Raw genomic sequence first — 17,419 nt, 5'->3', positions numbered from 1 at the left:
GCATGGCAGGGGCCGGCGACCGGGTGTCAGGGGGCCAGTACCTCGGACGGGGCGGCCGCGCCCCCGGAGACCGTGGCCTGGCTGGGGTGCATCGGCATATTGGTCAGGCCCGGGAAGTAGACGTGCAGGCTGACCGCGGGCGCCAGCGCGTCGTTGACGACCTCGTGGACGTAACCGGGGGCGAACACCCGCTGGGCGCCGGCCGTGAGCGTACGGGGCCCGGCCTCGGTGTGCTCGGTCAACTCGCCTTCCAGGATGGTCAGCACACCGGAGGACGCCCCGTGGTCGTGCCGGCCGCTGCCCTGGCCCGGCACCCAGCTCAGCAGCCACACCTCGTAGCCGATTGGGGTCTCCCCTGCTCGAGCGGAGCCGAGAGCTTGGGGAACGGTGCGCAGCCGGTGGTACCAGCGGGTGGTGGTGTCGTAGCGGACGAGCGGGGCCCAGGCGGCGCGGTCGGCGGCGAGCGAGCGGGCCAGTCCCGCGAAGCCGGCGACGGTGGCCGGGTGGGCGGGCACGGGCGGCAGCAGGTGGGGGAGGGCGAGCGGGTCGCCGGCGATCTGGACGTCGCTGTTCATGGGGTTTCGGGTTCCTCGGCAAAAGGCTGGGGGAGGGCTGCGGCACGGCGCGGGCGCTCCCTGTGGGGGGCGCGGCGCGGCGACGCGGAGCAGAAGCGCTGCGGGGGTGGTGCGAGCGAAAAGGCTGGAGCTCAGTGGCTTCAACAGCTGGAACAGCGACAGCGAGCCTGCGCAGCGCAGAGCGACCCGTAGGCACGGGTCAGTCGGAGCGCGGGGGTCACTGGCATGGGGTCAAGGAGACCGGGTTCGCGCGGCGATGTCAACTGGATGACTGGTTTGCCGTAAATCTTTCACCTCATCCGGTTACTCCGCCCGGAGAAAGGTTTGTGCAGTCGTTGGCACGGAGACATCGACCGGCAACCGCACCTTCAAACGCCGTTGCGGTCCCGTGATCCATCTGTGATCTCCCCCGCTTCGGCGCGCGGGGTGCAACGTGAATGCCGCCTGATTGCGTCTTGGTGAGCAACGAGGATGTGCCAGGTGGCACGCCCTGGGAAGTGTCCTGGTTTTTACTGATTTGAACACTTTCCGCATACGCTTGGTTCCGCCGAGTGAATAAGAGGCCCAATAGCAGATCTCGGCTTGACTGGCCCGGATCACCACACTTGTAATTTCACTCGTGTCGTTCAGCCGAAATCGATCACGGCTTGATCACGGGGACGTAAAGACAGACGAGGGGCGCACATGACCGAGCTGTTCCAGGAATTGCTGGTCGAGGAGGCGGATGAGGAGCTCGGCTGGCAGGAGCGCGCACTGTGCGCCCAGACCGACCCCGAGTCCTTCTTCCCGGAGAAGGGTGGCTCCACCCGCGAGGCCAAGAAGGTCTGTCTCGCCTGCGAAGTCCGCTCCGAATGCCTTGAGTACGCGCTCGCCAACGACGAGCGCTTCGGTATTTGGGGCGGCCTGTCCGAGCGCGAGCGGCGCCGGCTGAAGAAGGCCGCCGTCTGACGATGACAGTGCAGCCGGCCGGACCGACCGGGCGCGGCCACACGGACCACGCGGCCGTACCACCCCGACTCCCCATATCCCCCTATAGCGAACACTCCGCCTCCAGCGACTCGTGCGCCGGAGGCGGACTGCTGTGCACGGACCCGGTCGGGGCACCGGCGCGAACCATTAGTGTGGGGCCCCGTCCGAGATGCGCCGCCGCCCTACAGTGCGCGCGCGTCGCCTCGTAGTCCGTCGCAGTGTCTTCCGGGGGCGGGGGCCCAGACTTCGCCGCGGGCCTTCGAACTCCCGGGTCCGGAGGGCCCGTACCTCGATGTCCGTGCACAGCCAGTCGGCGGCCCAGGCCGCCTCATATGCAGCCGCCACCCCAGAGTTCCCGCGGCACGTCGTCACCGCCGTGATCGTCTCCCATGACGGTGCCCGCTGGCTGCCCGACGCGCTCGGCGGCCTGCTCGGCCAGGAGCGCCCGGTGCAGAACGTCATCGGCGCCGACACCGGCAGCGCGGACCACTCCGCCCAGCTGCTCGCCGAGGCCATCGGGGACCAGCGGGTGCTGCACCTCGCCCGCCGCTCCGGATTCGGCACCGCCGTCGACGAGGCCGTCCGCACGGCCCCCGAGCTCACCCCCGACGATCTGCCGTACCTGCGCCGGCCCAGCGGCTGGGACCCGGTCAGCCGGACCTGGCGCGACGAGGCGTACGACATGCCGGAGTTGCCGCACGGCGAACCGGTCCAGTGGCTGTGGCTGCTGCACGACGACTGCGCGCCCGAGCCGGACGCGCTCGCCGAGCTGCTGCGGGTCGCCGACGCCAGCCCGTCCACCGTCATCGTCGGCCCCAAGCTGCGCAGCTGGTACGACCGCCGGCAGCTGCTCGAAGCCGGGGTCAGCATCGCCCGCAGCGGCCGCCGTTGGACCGGCCTGGACCGCCGCGAACAGGACCAGGGCCAGCACGACCAGGTCCGTCCCGTGCTGTCCGTCTCCACCGCCGGCATGCTCATCCGCCGTGACGTCTACGAGGAGTTGGGCGGCTTCGACCGCCGGCTGCCGCTGATGCGCGACGACGTCGACCTGTGCTGGCGCGCCCAGGCCGCCGGACACCAGGTCCTGGTCGCGCCGGACGCGATCCTGCGGCACGCCGAGGCCGCCGCCCGCGAGCGCCGCCCCATCGACTGCGTCGGCCGCTCGGTCGCCAACCCGCACCGCGTCGACAAGGCCGGTGCCGTCTACACGCTGCTCACCAACACCCGCGGCGCGATCCTCCCGTACGTCCTGCTGCGGCTGCTGCTCGGCACCGTCCTGCGGGTCATCGCCTACCTCGTCGGCAAGGTCCCGGGCCAGGCGCTCGACGAACTCGCCGGGCTCTTCGGCACCCTGCTGCGGCCCGGCAAGATCCTCGCCGCACGCAAGAAGAGAGGCCGCCCCGCGGTCGATACGAGCGAACTGCGGCCGCTCTTCCCGCCACCGGGCGCGACCGTGCGGGCCACCGTCGAGCAGGTCGCCGGCAACCTCGCCGGGCGGGCCGCACCGGATGTGGCCTCGGCCGGCCGGCACGGCGCGGTCGAGTCCGGGCCCGGTGGCGACGACGCCGACTTCCTGGAGATCGAGCAGTTCGCCCGGCTCAAGCGGATCGCCCGCAAGCCCGCACCGGTGCTCTTCGTCCTGCTGCTGCTGGTCTCGCTGGTCGCCTGCCGTGGACTGCTCGGCGCCGGCGCGCTGACCGGCGGTGCGATGCTGCCCGCGCCCGGCAGCGTGTCCGACCTGTGGTCGGCGTATCTCGACAGCTGGCATGCGGTCGGGGTCGGCGGCAGCGCCTCCGCGCCGCCCTACCTGGCGATCGTCGCCCTGGTGTCGAGCATCTTCTTCGGCAGCACCGGCTTCGCCGTGACCCTGCTGCTGGTCTGTTCCGTCCCGCTGGCCGGCCTCACCGCCTACTTCGCCTCCCGCCCGCTGGTCGCCTCCCGGCTGCTGCGGGCCTGGGGGAGCATCGCGTACGCCTTCCTGCCCGCGGCCGCCGGTGCGCTGGCCGGCGGCCGGCTGGGCACCGCGGTGCTCGCCATCCTGTTGCCGCTGATGGCGCGTGCCGCCGTCGCGGCGAACGGACTGCGGCTGCCGGCGGGCGTGCGGCCCAGCTGGCGCGCCACCTGGGCGTATGCGCTGCTGGTCACCTTCACCATGGCCTTCACCCCGGTCGTCTGGCCGGTCGCGGTGCTGCTCGGCATCGGGCTGCTGGTGCTGCGCTTCCTGGATGGCAGCCGCGATCAGCTGGCCGCCCACGGGCTGCGCTTCCTGGTCGTGCTCCTCGCCCCGCTCGTCGTGCTCGCCCCCTGGTCGCTGTCGCTGCTGACCCAGCCGTCCCGCTTCTTCCAGGAAGCCGGGCTCGACTACGGCGCCGGCTCCGCCTCCGTGCTCGACCTCATCGGGCTCAGCCCCGGCGGCCCCAAGGCCGTCGGCGGGGTGCTGCTCTTCGGCATCGTGCTGGCCGCGCTCGCCGCGACGCTGCGCGACGAGCGGCAGCGCGCGATCCGCACGGCCTGGGCGGTGGCCCTGACCGGGCTGCTGCTCGCGGCGCTGGGCAACGGCTCCGGCTGGACCGGGCCCGCGATGCTCGTCTACGGCCTGGCGCTGCTGTGCGCCGCCGCGATCGGCGCCGAGGGCATCCGCACCCGGATGGCCAACCTCGGCTTCGGCTGGAAGCAGCCGGTCGCCGTGCTGATCGCGCTGGCGTCCGTGCTCGCCCCGCTCGTCGCCGCCGTCAGCTGGATGATCACCGGCGCGGCCGGACCGCTGGAGCGGCGCACCCCGGAGCAGGTCCCGGCCTTCGTCGCCGAGGAGTCGGGCACCGCCGACCGGGCCCGCACCCTGGTCCTCGACGGCAAGCCGGGCCATGTCGACTACTCCCTCGTCCGCGGCTCCGGCGCCCGGCTCGGTGACGCCGATCTGGCCGCCGCGGCGGGCGAGGACAAGCGGCTCGGCGGCATCGTCGCCAACCTCGTGGCCGGGTCCGGCGCCGACCAGACCAACCAGCTCGGCGGCTACGCGGTGCGCTACATCCTGGTCAGGGACGGGGCGCCGCGCGAAATGGGCCGGGTGCTCGACTCGACCCCGGGGCTGACCCGGCTCAGCCAGGACGACGGCAGCGCCCTGTGGCGTGTCGACCGGCGGGTCTCGCGGGTCTCGATCGTCGCGGGCGAGGCCAAGGACGGCACCAGCGCGGGCGAGGCAGCCGCGCCCCTCGCCGTACCGTCCGGCCCCGTCGAGGCGCACACCAAGGTGCCCGACGGCGCCGACGGCCGGGTGCTGCGTCTCGCGGACGCCGCCGACGAGGGCTGGCAGGCCACGCTCAACGGCACCCCGCTCAAGCCGCTGAAGGTCGACGGCTGGGCCCAGGGCTTCACGCTCCCCGCGGGGGGCGGCACCCTCGACCTCACCCACGAGAACCCGGTCGGCCACACCCTCTGGCTGTGGGCGCAGGGGCTGCTCGCCCTCGTCCTGGTGGTCCTGGCGCTGCCGGGCCGGCGCCGGGAGATCGACGACGACCTGCCCGAGGACACGGCCGCCGCGCAGGCCGCCGCGGTGACCGGCGACGGCCGCCGGGCGCGGCGTCTGCGGGCCCAGGCCGAGGCCGCCGGCACCCCCGAGGCGGCCGGGCCCGGCATCCCCGCGGCCCGTGCGGGCGAGCAGCCGCTCGACCCGGCCGGCCCGATGGACGCCGCGGTCCCCGGCCAGGGGGCCGAGGGCATGCCGCAGGCCGTTCCGCCCATGGGGGACGCCGACCCGTACGGGGCGGTGCCGCAGCAGCAGTCGTACGACGACTGGCAGGCCGCCCAGCAGGGCGGGCCCGTCCCGCCGGCCCACCCGGCCGACCAGCAGCCCTACGCGCCCGCCGAGCCCTACCAGGCCGGGCAGTACGGCCAGCAGCCCTACCCGCAGGCCGGCCCCTACCAAGCCGCCGACCCGTACGCCGCGGACCCCTACCAGGCGGGCGCCTACGACCCGTACGGGTACGGGCAGCAGCAGTACGGCGACGGCGAACCGCAGCACCAGCAGCCCTACGACGACGGCACCGAGTACCCGGGGTACTCCGGCTCCTACCCCGAGCCGCGCCGTGACGGGAGCGACCAGCAGTGAAGCGCACCATGATGTCCCTGATCGGCGTGGCCGTCGCGCTGGCCGCCGTCACCGGCGTCGCCGCCGTGGCCGGCCCGGACGGCGGCAGCCAGGACGCGCCCCGCGGCAGCACCCGGCTGCCCGTCCAGCGCTCCGCGCTGCTCTGCCCGGCCCCGACCTCCTCGGAGGTCGGCGAGACCGCCTACACCGCCTTCGCGCCCAAGGGAGCCGCCGCCGGCGCGGACGGCAAGAAGGGCACCGCCCAGCTGCTGCCCGCCGGGACCGTCCAGGACGCCGCCGGAGCCGGGGACGGCAAGGGCAAGGGCAAGAAGAACCCCAAGGGCGGCAAGAGCAGGGGCAGCGGTGCGGACTCCGCCGCCGGGCAGGCCGTCCCGCCCCGGGACACCAAGCCCGTCGTGCCCCTCCGGGAGGCCGGCCGGCCGGTCACCGCGACCACCGATCGGCCCGACGCCCCCGCCCTCGTGGGAACGGCGGACGGCGCCCTCGCCCCCGGCTGGACGGTCCAGCAGACCACCTCGGTCGCCGCCGGCGCGGGCCGCGGCCTCCTCGGCCTGAGCTGCACCACCCCCGACACCACGTTCTGGTTCCCCGGCGTCAGCACCGCCACGGACCGCCAGGACTATGTCCACCTCACCAACCCCGACTCGACCCCGGCCGTCGTCGACCTCGAACTGCGCGGCAAGGACGGGGCGTTGGGGGGCTCGGCCGGCGAGGACATCTCCGTCCCGCCGCACACCACGGTCCCCGTCCTGCTCTCCACCCTGACCGGCGCCCCCACCACCAACGCGTCCCTGCACGTCGTCGCCCGCGAGGGCCGGATCGGCGCCGCCGTCCAGGCGAGCGACAGCAAGCTCGGCAGCGACTGGCTGCCGGCCGCCGCGGACCCGTCGCCGAGCGTGGTGCTGCCCGGCATCCCCAAGGACGCCACTTCCGTACGGCTGGTCGCGCTCGCCCCCGGCGAGGCCGATGCCGACCTCAAGGTGCAACTGGCCACCCCGACCGGAATGATCACCCCCGCCGGTGTGGAGACCCTGCACCTCAAGAGCGGGATGACCACGGCGGTGGACCTCAAGGACCTGACCAAGGGCGAGGCCGGCTCACTGGTGCTGACGCCCTCCGACAGCGGCTCCAAGGTCCCGGTCGCGGCTGCGCTGCGGGTGACCCGCGGCAAGGGCGACAAGCAGGAGATGGCGTTCCTCCCCGCGACCCGGCCGGTCGAGAAGCGTGCCACCGCCGTCGACAACCGCGGCAAGGACAGCACCCTTTCGCTGGTCGCGCCCGAGAAGGGCAAGGACGCCAAGGTGAAGGTCACCGCGTCGGCCGGCAGCGGCGGCGGGAGCCCGGCCACGAAGACGTACACGGTCAAGGGCGGCACCAGCCTCGACATCGCCCCGCCCCGCCCGGCGGGCGTGAAGGGGAGCTACGCCCTGACGGTGGAGCCGGAATCCGGCAGCGGTCCCGTCTATGCGGCCCGCATGCTCGCCCGGCCCCAGGGCGGACTGCCCGCCTTCACCGTCCAGCCGCTGCCCGACGACCGGGGCTCGGTCCTCGTGCCGACCGCCGGCCAGGATCTGTCGGTCCTCACGAACTGACCGCAGCCGCCTCCACGGACCCGCGCGGCGGCCTCAGTCCTGGCCGTAGCGCGGGTCCACCGACTCCGGGGCCAGCCCGAGCAGTTCGGCGACCTGCTCGACCACCACCTCATGAACCAGCAGCGCCCGCTCGTCACGGCTCTTCGTACGGATCTCCACCGGCCTGCGGTAGATCACGATCCGGTCGCGATATCCGCCCGCGGCCGGCACCACCCGCCCCAGCGGCACCGTCTCCTCGTCGGTGTCCGCGTCCGCCCCGTCGTCCGGCCCAAAACCGGGCACCTCCAGGACCAGGAAGTCGACCTGGGAGAGCTGCGGCCAGCGCCGCTCCAGCCGGTCCCGGGAGTCATAGACGAGATCCACGAACGCGTCGGCACGGGTCACCGACAGCGGCACCTGGGGCGGCGCGATGGGGCCGCGCATGCCGCGGCCGTGGCGGTCGCGGCGGCGGGTCCGCGGCTGTGCCGGTCGGGGAGGTACGGGACTGTCCATCAGGATCGAGCGTAGCCGTCGAGCACCGCCCGGCACCGGGGAGCGCGGCAAGACGTGGCATGTCGCCGGCTGACCGGACCTGTCCGCGTCGAGTTCGTTTGCCTCCCCGCATGAGATCGCAGACCGACGCCGGAATGGCAGGAAATGCATCGAGTCGTGACGGGATTCTTCGCCGCGCGCCGTCCGTCCCGGCGCGCCCGGCTCAGGTCAGGTCGAGCGGGTGCAGGTCAGACGCATCGGACGAAGCGGGACGACACGGTTGGGTGAGCCTGGGCAGAGTCGTCGCGGCCCGCTCAAGAGTGCGGTACCGTCCAACGTCGTGAGCCCTGTACGTCGCTGTTCGCGCACTGCGTGCGGCCGCCCCGCCGTCGCAACGCTGACGTACGTCTATGCGGATTCGACCGCCGTGCTCGGACCGCTCGCCACTTACGCTGAACCACACTGCTACGACCTGTGCGCCGAGCACTCCGAGCGGCTGACCGCGCCCCGCGGCTGGGAAGTTGTCCGCCTCGCCCTCGACTCCGGCCCGCCCCGTCCCAGCGGCGACGACCTCGAAGCCCTGGCGAACGCCGTACGCGAGGCGGCCCGCCCCCAGGAACGCGCCGCCGGCGCGGGCGGCGCCTCCCGCCCCGGCGACCGCGACACCCACCCCATGGAAGTCGCCCGCCGAGGCCATCTACGGGTGCTGCGCTCGCCGGACTCCTGAGCGGGGCGGCCCTCTTGGGCCCGCTCGCGGCCCCGCGGGGACGGCCCGCCGCCCGCCCCGCACGGCGGACCCGACCGGCAGCGGCGCCGCGCCCGGCAATGGCAGAGATGCACGGCCCGCTGGCGGAGCAGCCCGGGTAGGTTGGAAGTCCGTAGAGACTCTCCAGGAGGGCTGGCTGTGACTGATCTGTCGCAGATCGTGAAGGCGTATGACGTGCGCGGCGTCGTCCCCACCCAGTGGGACGAGGCGCTGGCCGAGCTGTTCGGGGCGGCCTTCGCCGAGATCACCGCCGCGGACGCGATCGTGATCGGGCACGACATGCGGCCCTCCTCGCCCGGCCTGTCCGAGGCCTTCGCCCGCGGCGCCGCGGCCCGCGGCGCGGACGTCACGGAGATCGGTCTCTGCTCGACCGACGAGCTGTACTTCGCCAGCGGCGCACTGGGCCTGCCCGGCGCCATGTTCACCGCCTCGCACAACCCCGCCCAGTACAACGGCATCAAGATGTGCCGGGCGGGCGCGGCGCCGGTCGGCCAGGACACCGGTCTCGCCGACATCCGCGCGCTGGTCGAGCGGTGGTCCGACGAGGGTGCCCCGAAGCCGGCCGCCCAACCGGGCACCGTCACCCGGCGCGACGTCCTCGGCGACTACGCCACCCACCTGCGCGGCCTGGTGGACCTGAGCGGCATCCGCCCGCTGAAGGTCGTGGTGGACGCGGGCAACGGCATGGGCGGGCACACCGTACCGACCGTCTTCGAGGGCCTGCCGCTCGAACTGGACGCGATGTACTTCGAGTTGGACGGCTCGTTCCCCAACCACGAGGCCAACCCGCTGGATCCCAAGAACATCGTCGACCTCCAGGCACGGGTGCGCGAGACCGGCGCCGACCTGGGCCTCGCCTTCGACGGCGACGCCGACCGCTGCTTCGTCGTCGACGAGAACGGCGACCCGGTCCCCCCGTCCGCGATCACCGCCCTGGTCGCCGCCCGCGAGCTCGCCAAGCACCCCGGCGGCACGGTCATCCACAACCTGATCACCTCCTGGTCGGTGCCGGAGGTCGTCAAGGAGAACGGCGGCAAGCCGGTCCGCACCCGCGTCGGACACTCCTTCATCAAGGAGGAGATGGCCAGGACCGGCGCGATCTTCGGCGGCGAGCACTCCGCGCACTACTACTTCCGCGACTTCTGGAACGCCGACACCGGCATGCTCGCCGCGATGCACGTCCTGGCGGCCCTCGGCGGCCAGGACGGACCGCTCTCCCAGCTGGTCGCGCAGTACGACCGCTACGCGGCCTCCGGCGAGATCAACAGCACCGTCGACGACCAGGCCGGCCGGCTCGCCGCGATCAAGGCGGCCTACGAGAACCGCGAGGGCGTCACCCTCGACGAACTCGACGGACTGACCGTCACCGCCGACAACTGGTGGTTCAACGTCCGCGCCTCCAACACCGAGCCGCTGCTCCGGCTGAACGTCGAGGCCCGCGACACCGCGACCGCCGAACGGGCCCGCGACGAGGTACTGGCGATCATCCGCGCCTGAGTCCCGGCACCGGCCGCGCCGGGCCGGGCCGGGCGCCGGGCGCCGGGCCGGAGGCCGGCTCCGGTGGGCTCCGGGCGGCAGGAGCACCGTCCCTGCCGCCCGGCACTCCTCCCACCACCCCGAATCCCGCCGAGCACGCCCCGGCCCCCGGTCCGGCGGTACGCTGGCCAAGCCGTAACCACCCCGAAGGAGCAGTCTCCATGCCGGTCGACGCCAGCCTGATCCAGATCCTTGCCTGCCCGGCGTGCCATGCTCCCCTCGAGGACCGCACCGGAGACCCTGCGGATTCCGCCGCCGAGCCCGAGCTGCTCTGCACCTCCGGCGACTGCGGCCTCGCCTACCCCGTCCGGGACGGCATCCCCGTACTCCTCGTCGACGAGGCCCGCCCCCATGGCCCGCAGGGCATGGGCGGCACCCCCAGCCCCGCCTGACCGGGCGCCGCCGGGCCCGTCCCGGCACCGCCCGGCGTTCCCCCGCCCGTACCGGCGATCGGAGGCCGCGCCCACCATGCTCGACGAGTCACTCCTCGACACCCCTGACGCACTGGCGGGCGCAGACCGCTTCGGTCTGCTGCGCGGCGTCGCCGAATCCGGCGCCCGGGTCCGTACCGCCGCCCGCAGCGCCGTCGAATCCGGCATCCCCGAACTCACCCCCGACGGGCGGCCGCGCGCCGTGCTCGTCGCCGGGCCCGGCCCGGCCGCGGCCGGTGTCGCCGACCTCCTCAAGGCCCTCGGCGGCGGCAGCTGCCCGGTCACCCTCATCTCGCCCACGGGCGTCGCGCCGCTGCCCGGCGCGCTGCGCTGGACGCTGCCCGGCTGGGCCGGACCCCTGGACCTGCTGCTGCTCCCCGGCCCGGACGCCGCCGACCCCGGCCTCGCCGAGCTGGTCGAGCAGGCCTACCGCCGCGGCTGCGCCGTCGTCGCCGTCACCCCGGCCGGCGGCCCGCTCGCCGACGCCGTCATCCAGGCCCGCGGCCTCGCCGTCCCGCTGGCGACCACCCCCTACGACGCCGAATTCGACGTCGAGGGCGCCCCGCCGGCCGCTCCCGGCACCCTCTGGTCGGTGCTCATCCCGCTGCTCGCGCTCGCCGACCGGATCGGCCTGCTCAGCGCCCCGCCGGAGCACCTGGGCAAACTCGCCGACCGCCTCGACCAGCTCGCCGAACGCTGCGGCCCGGCCATCCCCACGTACACCAACCCCGCCAAGACGCTCGCCGCCGAACTCGCCGACTCCTTCCCGCTGATCTGGACGGAAGGCACCGTCGCCGGCGCCGTCGGCCGGCACTTCGCCACCGAGCTGGCCGGGCTCGCCGGACGCCCCGCCCTCGCCGCCGAGCTTCCCGAGGCGCTCACCACCCACCGCACCCTGCTCGCCGGCGCCCTGGCCGCCGGCGCCGACCCGGACGACTTCTTCCGCGATCGTGTCGAGCAGCCCGCTGCCATGCACGCCAGGGTCGTGCTGCTGCGTGAGCAGGAACCGGGCCCGCTGTCCGCCACCCGCGCCGCGCAGGCGCTCGCCGAGGAGCGCGGCACCGCCGTCAGCGAACTGGAACCGGACTCCGGCAGCGATCTGGAGAAGGCCGCGGAACTACTCGCCATCGTGGATTTCGGCGCCGTTTACCTGGCGCTCGCCGGCACCGAGTGATCATTGACGGCCGGTCCGCACCCGCGGACCGGCCGCATCACTCCGCAGCCACGTACGACCCTGAGGAAGCAGCAGCCCCATGGACCGCCTCGCCAACACCGTGCGCCCCTACGCCTGGGGTTCCACCACCGCCCTCCCGGAGCTCCTCGGCACCGCACCGACCGGCGAACCGCAGGCCGAGATGTGGATGGGCGCCCACCCCGGCGCCCCCTCCCGCATCGACCGCGGCGCGGGCCCCGTTTCCCTGGCCGAGGTGATCGACGCCGCCCCCGAGGCCGAACTCGGCGCCGACGCCGTCCGCGCCTTCGGCCCCCGGCTGCCCTTTCTGCTCAAGCTGCTCGCGGCGGGCTCGCCGCTCTCCCTCCAGGTCCACCCCGACCTGGCGCAGGCCAAGGAGGGCTTCGCCGACGAGGAGCGCCGCGGCGTCCCGATCGACGCCGGCCACCGCAACTACAAAGATGCCAACCACAAGCCCGAGCTGATCGTCGCGCTCACCCCCTTCGACGGCCTGTGCGGCTTCCGGCACCCGGCGCAGGCCGCGGACCTCCTGGCGGGCCTGGGCGTCGACGACCTCAAGCCGTACGTCGACATCCTGCGCGCCAGCCCGGAGGAGGACGCGCTGCGCGAAGTGCTCACCGCCGTGCTGAGCGCCGAGCACCACGCGATCGCCGACACCGTCGAGCGGGCCGCCGTCGCCGCCGGCCGGCTGGCGGCCGAGGGCGGCCCGCACGCCGACGACTACGCCGCGTACGCGGGCATCGCCCACCACTACCCGGGCGACCCCGGCGTGCTCGCCGCCATGCTGCTCAACCACGTCCAACTCCAGCCCGGCGAGGCGCTGTTCCTCGGCGCCGGCATCCCGCACGCCTACCTGAACGGCCTCGGCGTCGAGCTGATGGCCAACTCGGACAATGTGCTGCGCTGCGGTCTGACCCCCAAGCACGTCGACGTACCGGAGCTGCTGCGGGTGGTCCGCTTCGAGGCCGGCGACGCGGGCGTGCTGCGCCCCGAGGCGGTGGACGGCGAGGAGATCTACGAGACCCCCATCGACGAGTTCCGGCTCTCCCGCTTCGTCCTGGCCCCCGGCGCCGCACCGCGCCCGCTGGTCTCCCGTACGCCACAGATCCTGCTGTGCACGGCGGGCACGGTCCGGCTGCGGGACGGCGGTGGCGGTGCCGGTGCCGGTGCCGGTGCCGAACTGACTCTGGCGCCCGGTGAGTCCGCCTTCGTACGGGCCGGCGAGCACCTCACGCTCACCGGGGACGGCACGCTCTTCCGCGCGACGGTGGTGGCGTAGGGGGTTCTCCCCAGGGGGCGCACTCGTCAGGCTCGGCGGCCGCTGCCGAGGAGCGGGACAGGCCGACGGCCGTTACCGGGGGACCGGGACGGGGCAGGCCGGCGGACACAGAGGGCACAGACGGGCACGTATCGGGGCCTGCGGGCACAGACGGGTACGCATCGGGAGGGCTACCCGCTCACCGGAAGCGCGCGCCGGGTGCCGGAAGCTGTCCGTCAGGTGGCCTCATGGCGGCTGCCGGGGACCGGGCTGCAACAATGACCGCCGCAGCAGCATTAAAGCGGCGGTAAAGCCGGACGACGGAAGGGACATGCGGCACTTATGAGCGCATCAGGCGGGACAAAGGCGATCGTTGCGGCGCTGGGCGCCAACCTGGCGATTGCCGCAGCGAAGTTCGTGGCGTTCGCCTTCAGCGGCTCGTCCTCGATGCTGGCCGAAGGTGTGCACTCCATCGCGGACTCCGGCAACCAGGGCCTGCTGCTGCTCGGAGGCAAGAAGGCGAAGCGCGCGGCGACCGCCGAGCACCCCTTCGGGTACGGCCGCGAGCGCTACATCTACGGCTTCCTCGTCTCCATCGTCCTGTTCACCATCGGCGGCGTCTTCGCGCTCTACGAGGGCTACGAGAAGATCCACGAGCCGCACAAGCTGGACAACTGGTACTGGCCGGTCGGCGTCCTGGTCTTCGCGATCATCGCCGAGGGCTTCTCGTTCCGTACGGCGATCAAGGAGTCCAACGAGCTGCGCGGCAAGCAGACCTGGACCCAGTTCGTACGCCGCGCCAAGGCCCCCGAGCTGCCGGTCGTCCTGCTGGAGGACTTCGGCGCACTGGTCGGTCTGGTGCTCGCGCTGGGCGGCGTCGGCCTCACCCTCGCCACCGGCGACGGCATCTGGGACGGCATCGGCACGATGTGCATCGGCGCGCTGCTGGTGCTGATCGCCCTGATCCTGGCCGCCGAGACCAAGTCGCTGCTGCTGGGCGAGGCCGCCGGCCCCGAGCAGATCGCCCAGATCCGTGCCGCGGTCGTCGACGGCGATGTCGTCACCCGTGTCATCCACATGCGCACGCTCCACCTCGGCCCCGACGAGCTGCTGGTCGCCGCCAAAATCGCGGTCAAGCACGACGGCATCGCCACCCAGATCGCCGAGGCCATCAACGCCGCCGAGGCCCGCATCCGCGAGGCCGTGCCGATCGCCCGGGTCATCTACCTGGAGCCGGACATCTACAACGAGGCCACGGCCGCCGCGGGCACCGACCCGTCGAAGACGCCGAGCGGGCACTGAATCACCCGCGACCGAACGGCCCCCGCACTCCTGACGAGCGCGGGGGCCGCTGCCGTAGGGCGCCGCCAAGCGGATCGATCACGACTGCCGTACGGTGCCAAGCCGATCGACCACGACCCGTCGATCGCGCGATGAGCCACGATCGCGCAGTGAGCCACGGGAATGCCGCTCACATGTGGGCCCACAGGGATGTCGCTCATGTGGCCGGGCACAGGGGGTGTCGCTCACGCCGTGAGCCGCGGGGCTGTCGCTCACGTGTCGGCCACAGGAACCGGGAATACCGCCCCCGGACCACCGCGTTGTGGCCCCGAGGGGGCGCTCGCAGCCCCTACGGGATGTGTTCGCCCCCGCCCTAGTGGATCTCGCGGATGCCCGCCCAGCCCTAGCGGATCTCACCGAGCACGCGCAGAATCGCCGCCTTGTCCTCCGCGCTCTGGAGCCGCGTCCGGAAGTGCGCATCCATCAGCTTCCGGGACAGCAGCGCCAGGATGCGCAGATGCTCGTCCCCGGCCGCCGCCTCCGGTACCGAGATCATGAAGACCAGCTTGGCGAGCGTGCCGTCCAGCGAACCCCAGTCGATTCCGTCCGCCGACCGCGCGAAGCCGACGACCGGCGCGGTCACCGCGTCCGTTTTGGCGTGCGGGATGGCGATCTCCTCGCCGAGCCCGGTGGTGCCCTGCGCCTCACGCGCCAGCGCCACCCGGACCAGCTCGTCGACGTCCGCCACCTTGCCGGTGCCGGCCGCCAGTTCGGCCATCTCGCGGATCGCCGCCTCCTTCCCGTCGGCGTCGAGCTGCGTCTTGACGGTCTGCTCGGTCAGATAGCCGGAGAGAACCTCGGCGGAGGGGGCGCTGTCGCTGTCGCTGTCGGCGCCGTGGCCGTCGCCGCTGACATCGTTGCCATCGGTCTCGACGCCATCGATGTCGACGGCCTCACCGTCCGAGCCCTGCCCGGGTGCAGCGGCCGGCCCGGGTACCGGGGCAACCGCCACCGCCGTACGGGACGCGCCACCGGCCACGGCCTCAGCCCCGGCCCCCGCGCCGACCCCGGCAACCACGGGTCCCGCAACTACCGGCTCCGCTACCACCGGCTCCGCCACCCCGGCCTCCGCCACCACCGACGACGCCCCGCCGGCCGTCACCGCGGCGTCAGCGCCGGCCATGACCTCGCCACCGCCTCCGGCACCGGACCGCGCCCCGCTCTTCCTCCGCTCCGCGACATCCACCAGCGCCACCGTCGTCAGCGCCGTCACCACCGCTCCGATCACCACGGCGACGAAGAACACCGGCACCCCGTCGACCGCACCCAGCACCGCCACGATCGGCCCACCGTGCGGCACCGCGTCCGCCACCCCGGCCATCCCCGCGAGGGCACCGGCCACCGCGCCACCGAGCATGTTCGCCGGAATGACCTGCGCGGGCCGCGCCGCGGCGAACGGAATCGCGCCCTCCGAGATCCCGAAGAGCCCCATGAACAGCGCCGCCATCCCCGTCTCCCGCTCCTGCTCGGAGTACAGGTGCCGACGGATCAGCGTGGCCAGCCCCTGACCGAGCGGCATCACCGGGATCGCTGCGGCGCACATGCCCATGACCGTCTGGTTTCCGGAGGCGATCAGACCCGAACCGAACAGAAACGCCGTCTTGTTGACCGGCCCGCCCATGTCGAACGCGATCATCAGGCCGAGGATCGCCCCCAGCACGATCGCGCTGGTCCCGGTCATGCCACTGAGCCAGCCGGTGAGATGGGTGAACACCCAGGAGATCGGCTTGCCGAGTACGTAGATGAAGAAGAGCCCGAGCGCGGTCGTGGCCGCGATCGGGATCACGATGATCGGCATGATCGGCTGGGCGAACCTGGGGACCTTGACCTTCTTGATCCATACGACCAGGTATCCGGCCAGGAAGCCCGTGACGATGCCACCGATGAAGCCGGCGCTCGCGTCCTTCATGCCGTACAACTCGCCATGCGTGGCGATCCAGCCGCCGATCATGCCCGGCACCAGCGCGGGCCGGTCGCCGATCGCATAGGCGATATAGCCGGACAGGATCGGCACCATCAGCTGGAAGCCGATGGTGCCGATGTTGTTGACGTCCTCCCAGAAGGAGCCCGGAGCGATCTTCAGCCCCTCGGGCGTCGGATGACCCCCCACCGCCAGCGAGATCGCGATCAGCAGGCCGCCGACCACCACGAACGGGATCATGTAACTGACGCCGTTCATCAACGCCTTGTACGCGACGCTGCGCTCCTTGCCGCCACCGGTGCCGCCGCCCCCGGAAGCCGCAGCCGCGCCGCCGCCGGCCCCGTCGCCCGGCTCGCCCCCGTACACAGGCGCACTCTGCACGCGCTCGATCAGCTGCTCGGGATGCCGGATGCCCTCCGCGACCCCGACGGCCAAGACCTTCTTGCCGACGAACCGACTGCGGTCGACATCCTTGTCCGCGGCGATGATGACGCCGTCCGCCTCTCTGACATCGTTGTCAGACAGTACATTCTCAGCCCCGATGGAGCCCTGCGTCTCCACCTTGATCTCATGCCCGAGGGACCGGGCGGTCTGGGCCAGCTTCTCCGCGGCCATGTACGTGTGGGCGATACCCGTCGGGCAGGCGGTCACTGCGAGCAGCTTCAGACCTTGCCCGCCCCTCCCCGTGCTCGTGGGGGGATCGGCTGGACTGGTGGTCACGTGGTTCTCCTTACGAACGTGCGCGCGGCCGGGCAGATGTTCCCGCGCTCCGAGGCATCCTGCATGACGTCCCGGCGCGAGCAAACCCCTCCGGAGCAACGGCCCCCAGCAGCGGGAACGCCGGTCGCCGGCGCCCCGGCCCCCGGGAATCACCGGCCGTTTCGCCACCCCTCCCTGGCCGGTACCGCACCGCATCGCCCCTCCGGGCTGGGGTTCGCTGGGCCGATCGGTGTAGATTCGTGACCAGTGCCAGACGTCGCTGCTGATGGCGGTCGGGCGGCCCGCACCGCGGACCGGCCGAGGGAGAGAGGGCCTCCGACGGACTGCGCTGCGGCCAGGGGGAGGGGTGCGTCCGCTTCCGCGTACGCTCGTATTCGCCCCGGTTGTTGCCGGGGACCTCGGCCCGCGCCGCAGACTGCCAGCCCATCCACCTCGACGCTCGAGGAGCAGCCCGCATGACGACAGCAGCCACCGGCCAGGACTTCAAGGTCGCTGACCTTTCCCTTGCCGCTTTCGGCCGCAAGGAGATCACCCTGGCC

13 protein-coding genes are annotated in these 17,419 nt (G+C 73.1%); 10 read left to right on the top strand and 3 right to left on the bottom strand.

Going from position 1 to position 17,419, the window contains the following annotated elements:
* Positions 1 to 26: 26 nt before the first annotated feature.
* The gene (locus IF67_RS0126920; protein WP_030989889.1) at positions 27 to 575 is read right to left on the bottom strand and encodes a cysteine dioxygenase; all 549 of its coding nucleotides are present in this window, start codon (positions 573 to 575) and stop codon (positions 27 to 29) included.
* Positions 576 to 1,259: 684 nt separating this feature from the next.
* Between IF67_RS0126920 and IF67_RS0126915 the strand changes: the two genes are divergently transcribed.
* The 3 genes from IF67_RS0126915 (at position 1,260) to IF67_RS0126905 (ending at position 7,244) form a co-directional block, all read left to right on the top strand.
* Positions 1,260 to 1,523: a WhiB family transcriptional regulator gene (locus IF67_RS0126915; protein WP_003983763.1), complete on the top strand. Its 264-nt coding sequence runs from the start codon at positions 1,260 to 1,262 to the stop codon at positions 1,521 to 1,523.
* Positions 1,524 to 1,836: 313 nt separating this feature from the next.
* A complete protein-coding gene (locus tag IF67_RS0126910; protein WP_030989886.1) occupies positions 1,837 to 5,652 on the top strand; it encodes a glycosyltransferase family 2 protein in 3,816 nt (1,271 codons plus the stop codon).
* The gene (locus tag IF67_RS0126905; protein ID WP_030989885.1) at positions 5,649 to 7,244 is read left to right on the top strand and encodes a DUF5719 family protein; all 1,596 of its coding nucleotides are present in this window, start codon (positions 5,649 to 5,651) and stop codon (positions 7,242 to 7,244) included. Before IF67_RS0126910 ends, IF67_RS0126905 begins: the two co-directional genes overlap by 4 nt.
* Before the next feature lie 33 nt (positions 7,245 to 7,277).
* On the opposite strand, the gene IF67_RS0126900 is transcribed toward IF67_RS0126905, so the two are convergent.
* Positions 7,278 to 7,736, bottom strand: a complete 459-nt coding sequence (locus IF67_RS0126900) for a metallopeptidase family protein (RefSeq protein WP_199812789.1) — start codon at positions 7,734 to 7,736, stop codon at positions 7,278 to 7,280.
* A gap of 259 nt (positions 7,737 to 7,995) precedes the next feature.
* On the opposite strand from IF67_RS0126900, the gene IF67_RS0126895 reads away from it, so the two are divergent.
* The 6 genes from IF67_RS0126895 (at position 7,996) to IF67_RS0126870 (ending at position 14,200) form a co-directional block, all read left to right on the top strand.
* Positions 7,996 to 8,442, top strand: coding sequence for a DUF3499 domain-containing protein (locus IF67_RS0126895; protein ID WP_078889653.1), 447 nt, complete (start codon positions 7,996 to 7,998; stop codon positions 8,440 to 8,442).
* Between the two features lie 177 nt (positions 8,443 to 8,619).
* Positions 8,620 to 9,978: a phosphomannomutase/phosphoglucomutase gene (locus tag IF67_RS0126890; protein WP_030989879.1), complete on the top strand. Its 1,359-nt coding sequence runs from the start codon at positions 8,620 to 8,622 to the stop codon at positions 9,976 to 9,978.
* 200 nt (positions 9,979 to 10,178) lie between these two features.
* Positions 10,179 to 10,409, top strand: coding sequence for a Trm112 family protein (locus IF67_RS0126885; RefSeq protein WP_030989877.1), 231 nt, complete (start codon positions 10,179 to 10,181; stop codon positions 10,407 to 10,409).
* A gap of 76 nt (positions 10,410 to 10,485) precedes the next feature.
* A complete protein-coding gene (locus IF67_RS0126880) occupies positions 10,486 to 11,622 on the top strand; it encodes an SIS domain-containing protein (RefSeq protein ID WP_030989876.1) in 1,137 nt (378 codons plus the stop codon).
* Positions 11,623 to 11,701: 79 nt separating this feature from the next.
* Positions 11,702 to 12,919 (top strand): mannose-6-phosphate isomerase, class I, encoded by a 1,218-nt coding sequence (manA, locus tag IF67_RS0126875; RefSeq protein ID WP_030989874.1) that lies wholly within the window; start codon positions 11,702 to 11,704, stop codon positions 12,917 to 12,919.
* A 321-nt stretch (positions 12,920 to 13,240) separates the two neighbouring features.
* A complete protein-coding gene (locus tag IF67_RS0126870) occupies positions 13,241 to 14,200 on the top strand; it encodes a cation diffusion facilitator family transporter (protein ID WP_030989872.1) in 960 nt (319 codons plus the stop codon).
* A 382-nt stretch (positions 14,201 to 14,582) separates the two neighbouring features.
* On the opposite strand, the gene IF67_RS0126865 is transcribed toward IF67_RS0126870, so the two are convergent.
* A complete protein-coding gene (locus IF67_RS0126865) occupies positions 14,583 to 16,811 on the bottom strand; it encodes a fructose-specific PTS transporter subunit EIIC (RefSeq protein ID WP_234341364.1) in 2,229 nt (742 codons plus the stop codon).
* Between the two features lie 524 nt (positions 16,812 to 17,335).
* Here IF67_RS0126865 and IF67_RS45245 point away from each other — a divergent pair.
* On the top strand, positions 17,336 to 17,419 hold an 84-nt coding region (locus IF67_RS45245; RefSeq protein ID WP_234341066.1), incomplete at its 3' end, for an adenosylhomocysteinase.

Origin of the sequence: Streptomyces sp. NRRL S-1813, from assembly GCF_000719605.1 — a bacterium.
GTDB lineage: Bacteria > Actinomycetota > Actinomycetes > Streptomycetales > Streptomycetaceae > Streptomyces > Streptomyces decoyicus.
This window is presented reverse-complemented; position numbering and strand designations above follow the sequence as displayed.

Coding starts and splice junctions, on each gene's coding strand:
- IF67_RS0126920 (WP_030989889.1), bottom strand. CDS start 575: ATGAACAGCGACGTCCAGATCGCCGGCGACCCGCTCGCCCTCCCCCAC.
- IF67_RS0126915 (WP_003983763.1), top strand. CDS start 1,260: ATGACCGAGCTGTTCCAGGAATTGCTGGTCGAGGAGGCGGATGAGGAG.
- IF67_RS0126910 (WP_030989886.1), top strand. CDS start 1,837: ATGTCCGTGCACAGCCAGTCGGCGGCCCAGGCCGCCTCATATGCAGCC.
- IF67_RS0126900 (WP_199812789.1), bottom strand. CDS start 7,736: ATGGACAGTCCCGTACCTCCCCGACCGGCACAGCCGCGGACCCGCCGC.
- IF67_RS0126885 (WP_030989877.1), top strand. CDS start 10,179: ATGCCGGTCGACGCCAGCCTGATCCAGATCCTTGCCTGCCCGGCGTGC.
- IF67_RS0126880 (WP_030989876.1), top strand. CDS start 10,486: ATGCTCGACGAGTCACTCCTCGACACCCCTGACGCACTGGCGGGCGCA.
- manA (WP_030989874.1), top strand. CDS start 11,702: ATGGACCGCCTCGCCAACACCGTGCGCCCCTACGCCTGGGGTTCCACC.
- IF67_RS0126870 (WP_030989872.1), top strand. CDS start 13,241: ATGAGCGCATCAGGCGGGACAAAGGCGATCGTTGCGGCGCTGGGCGCC.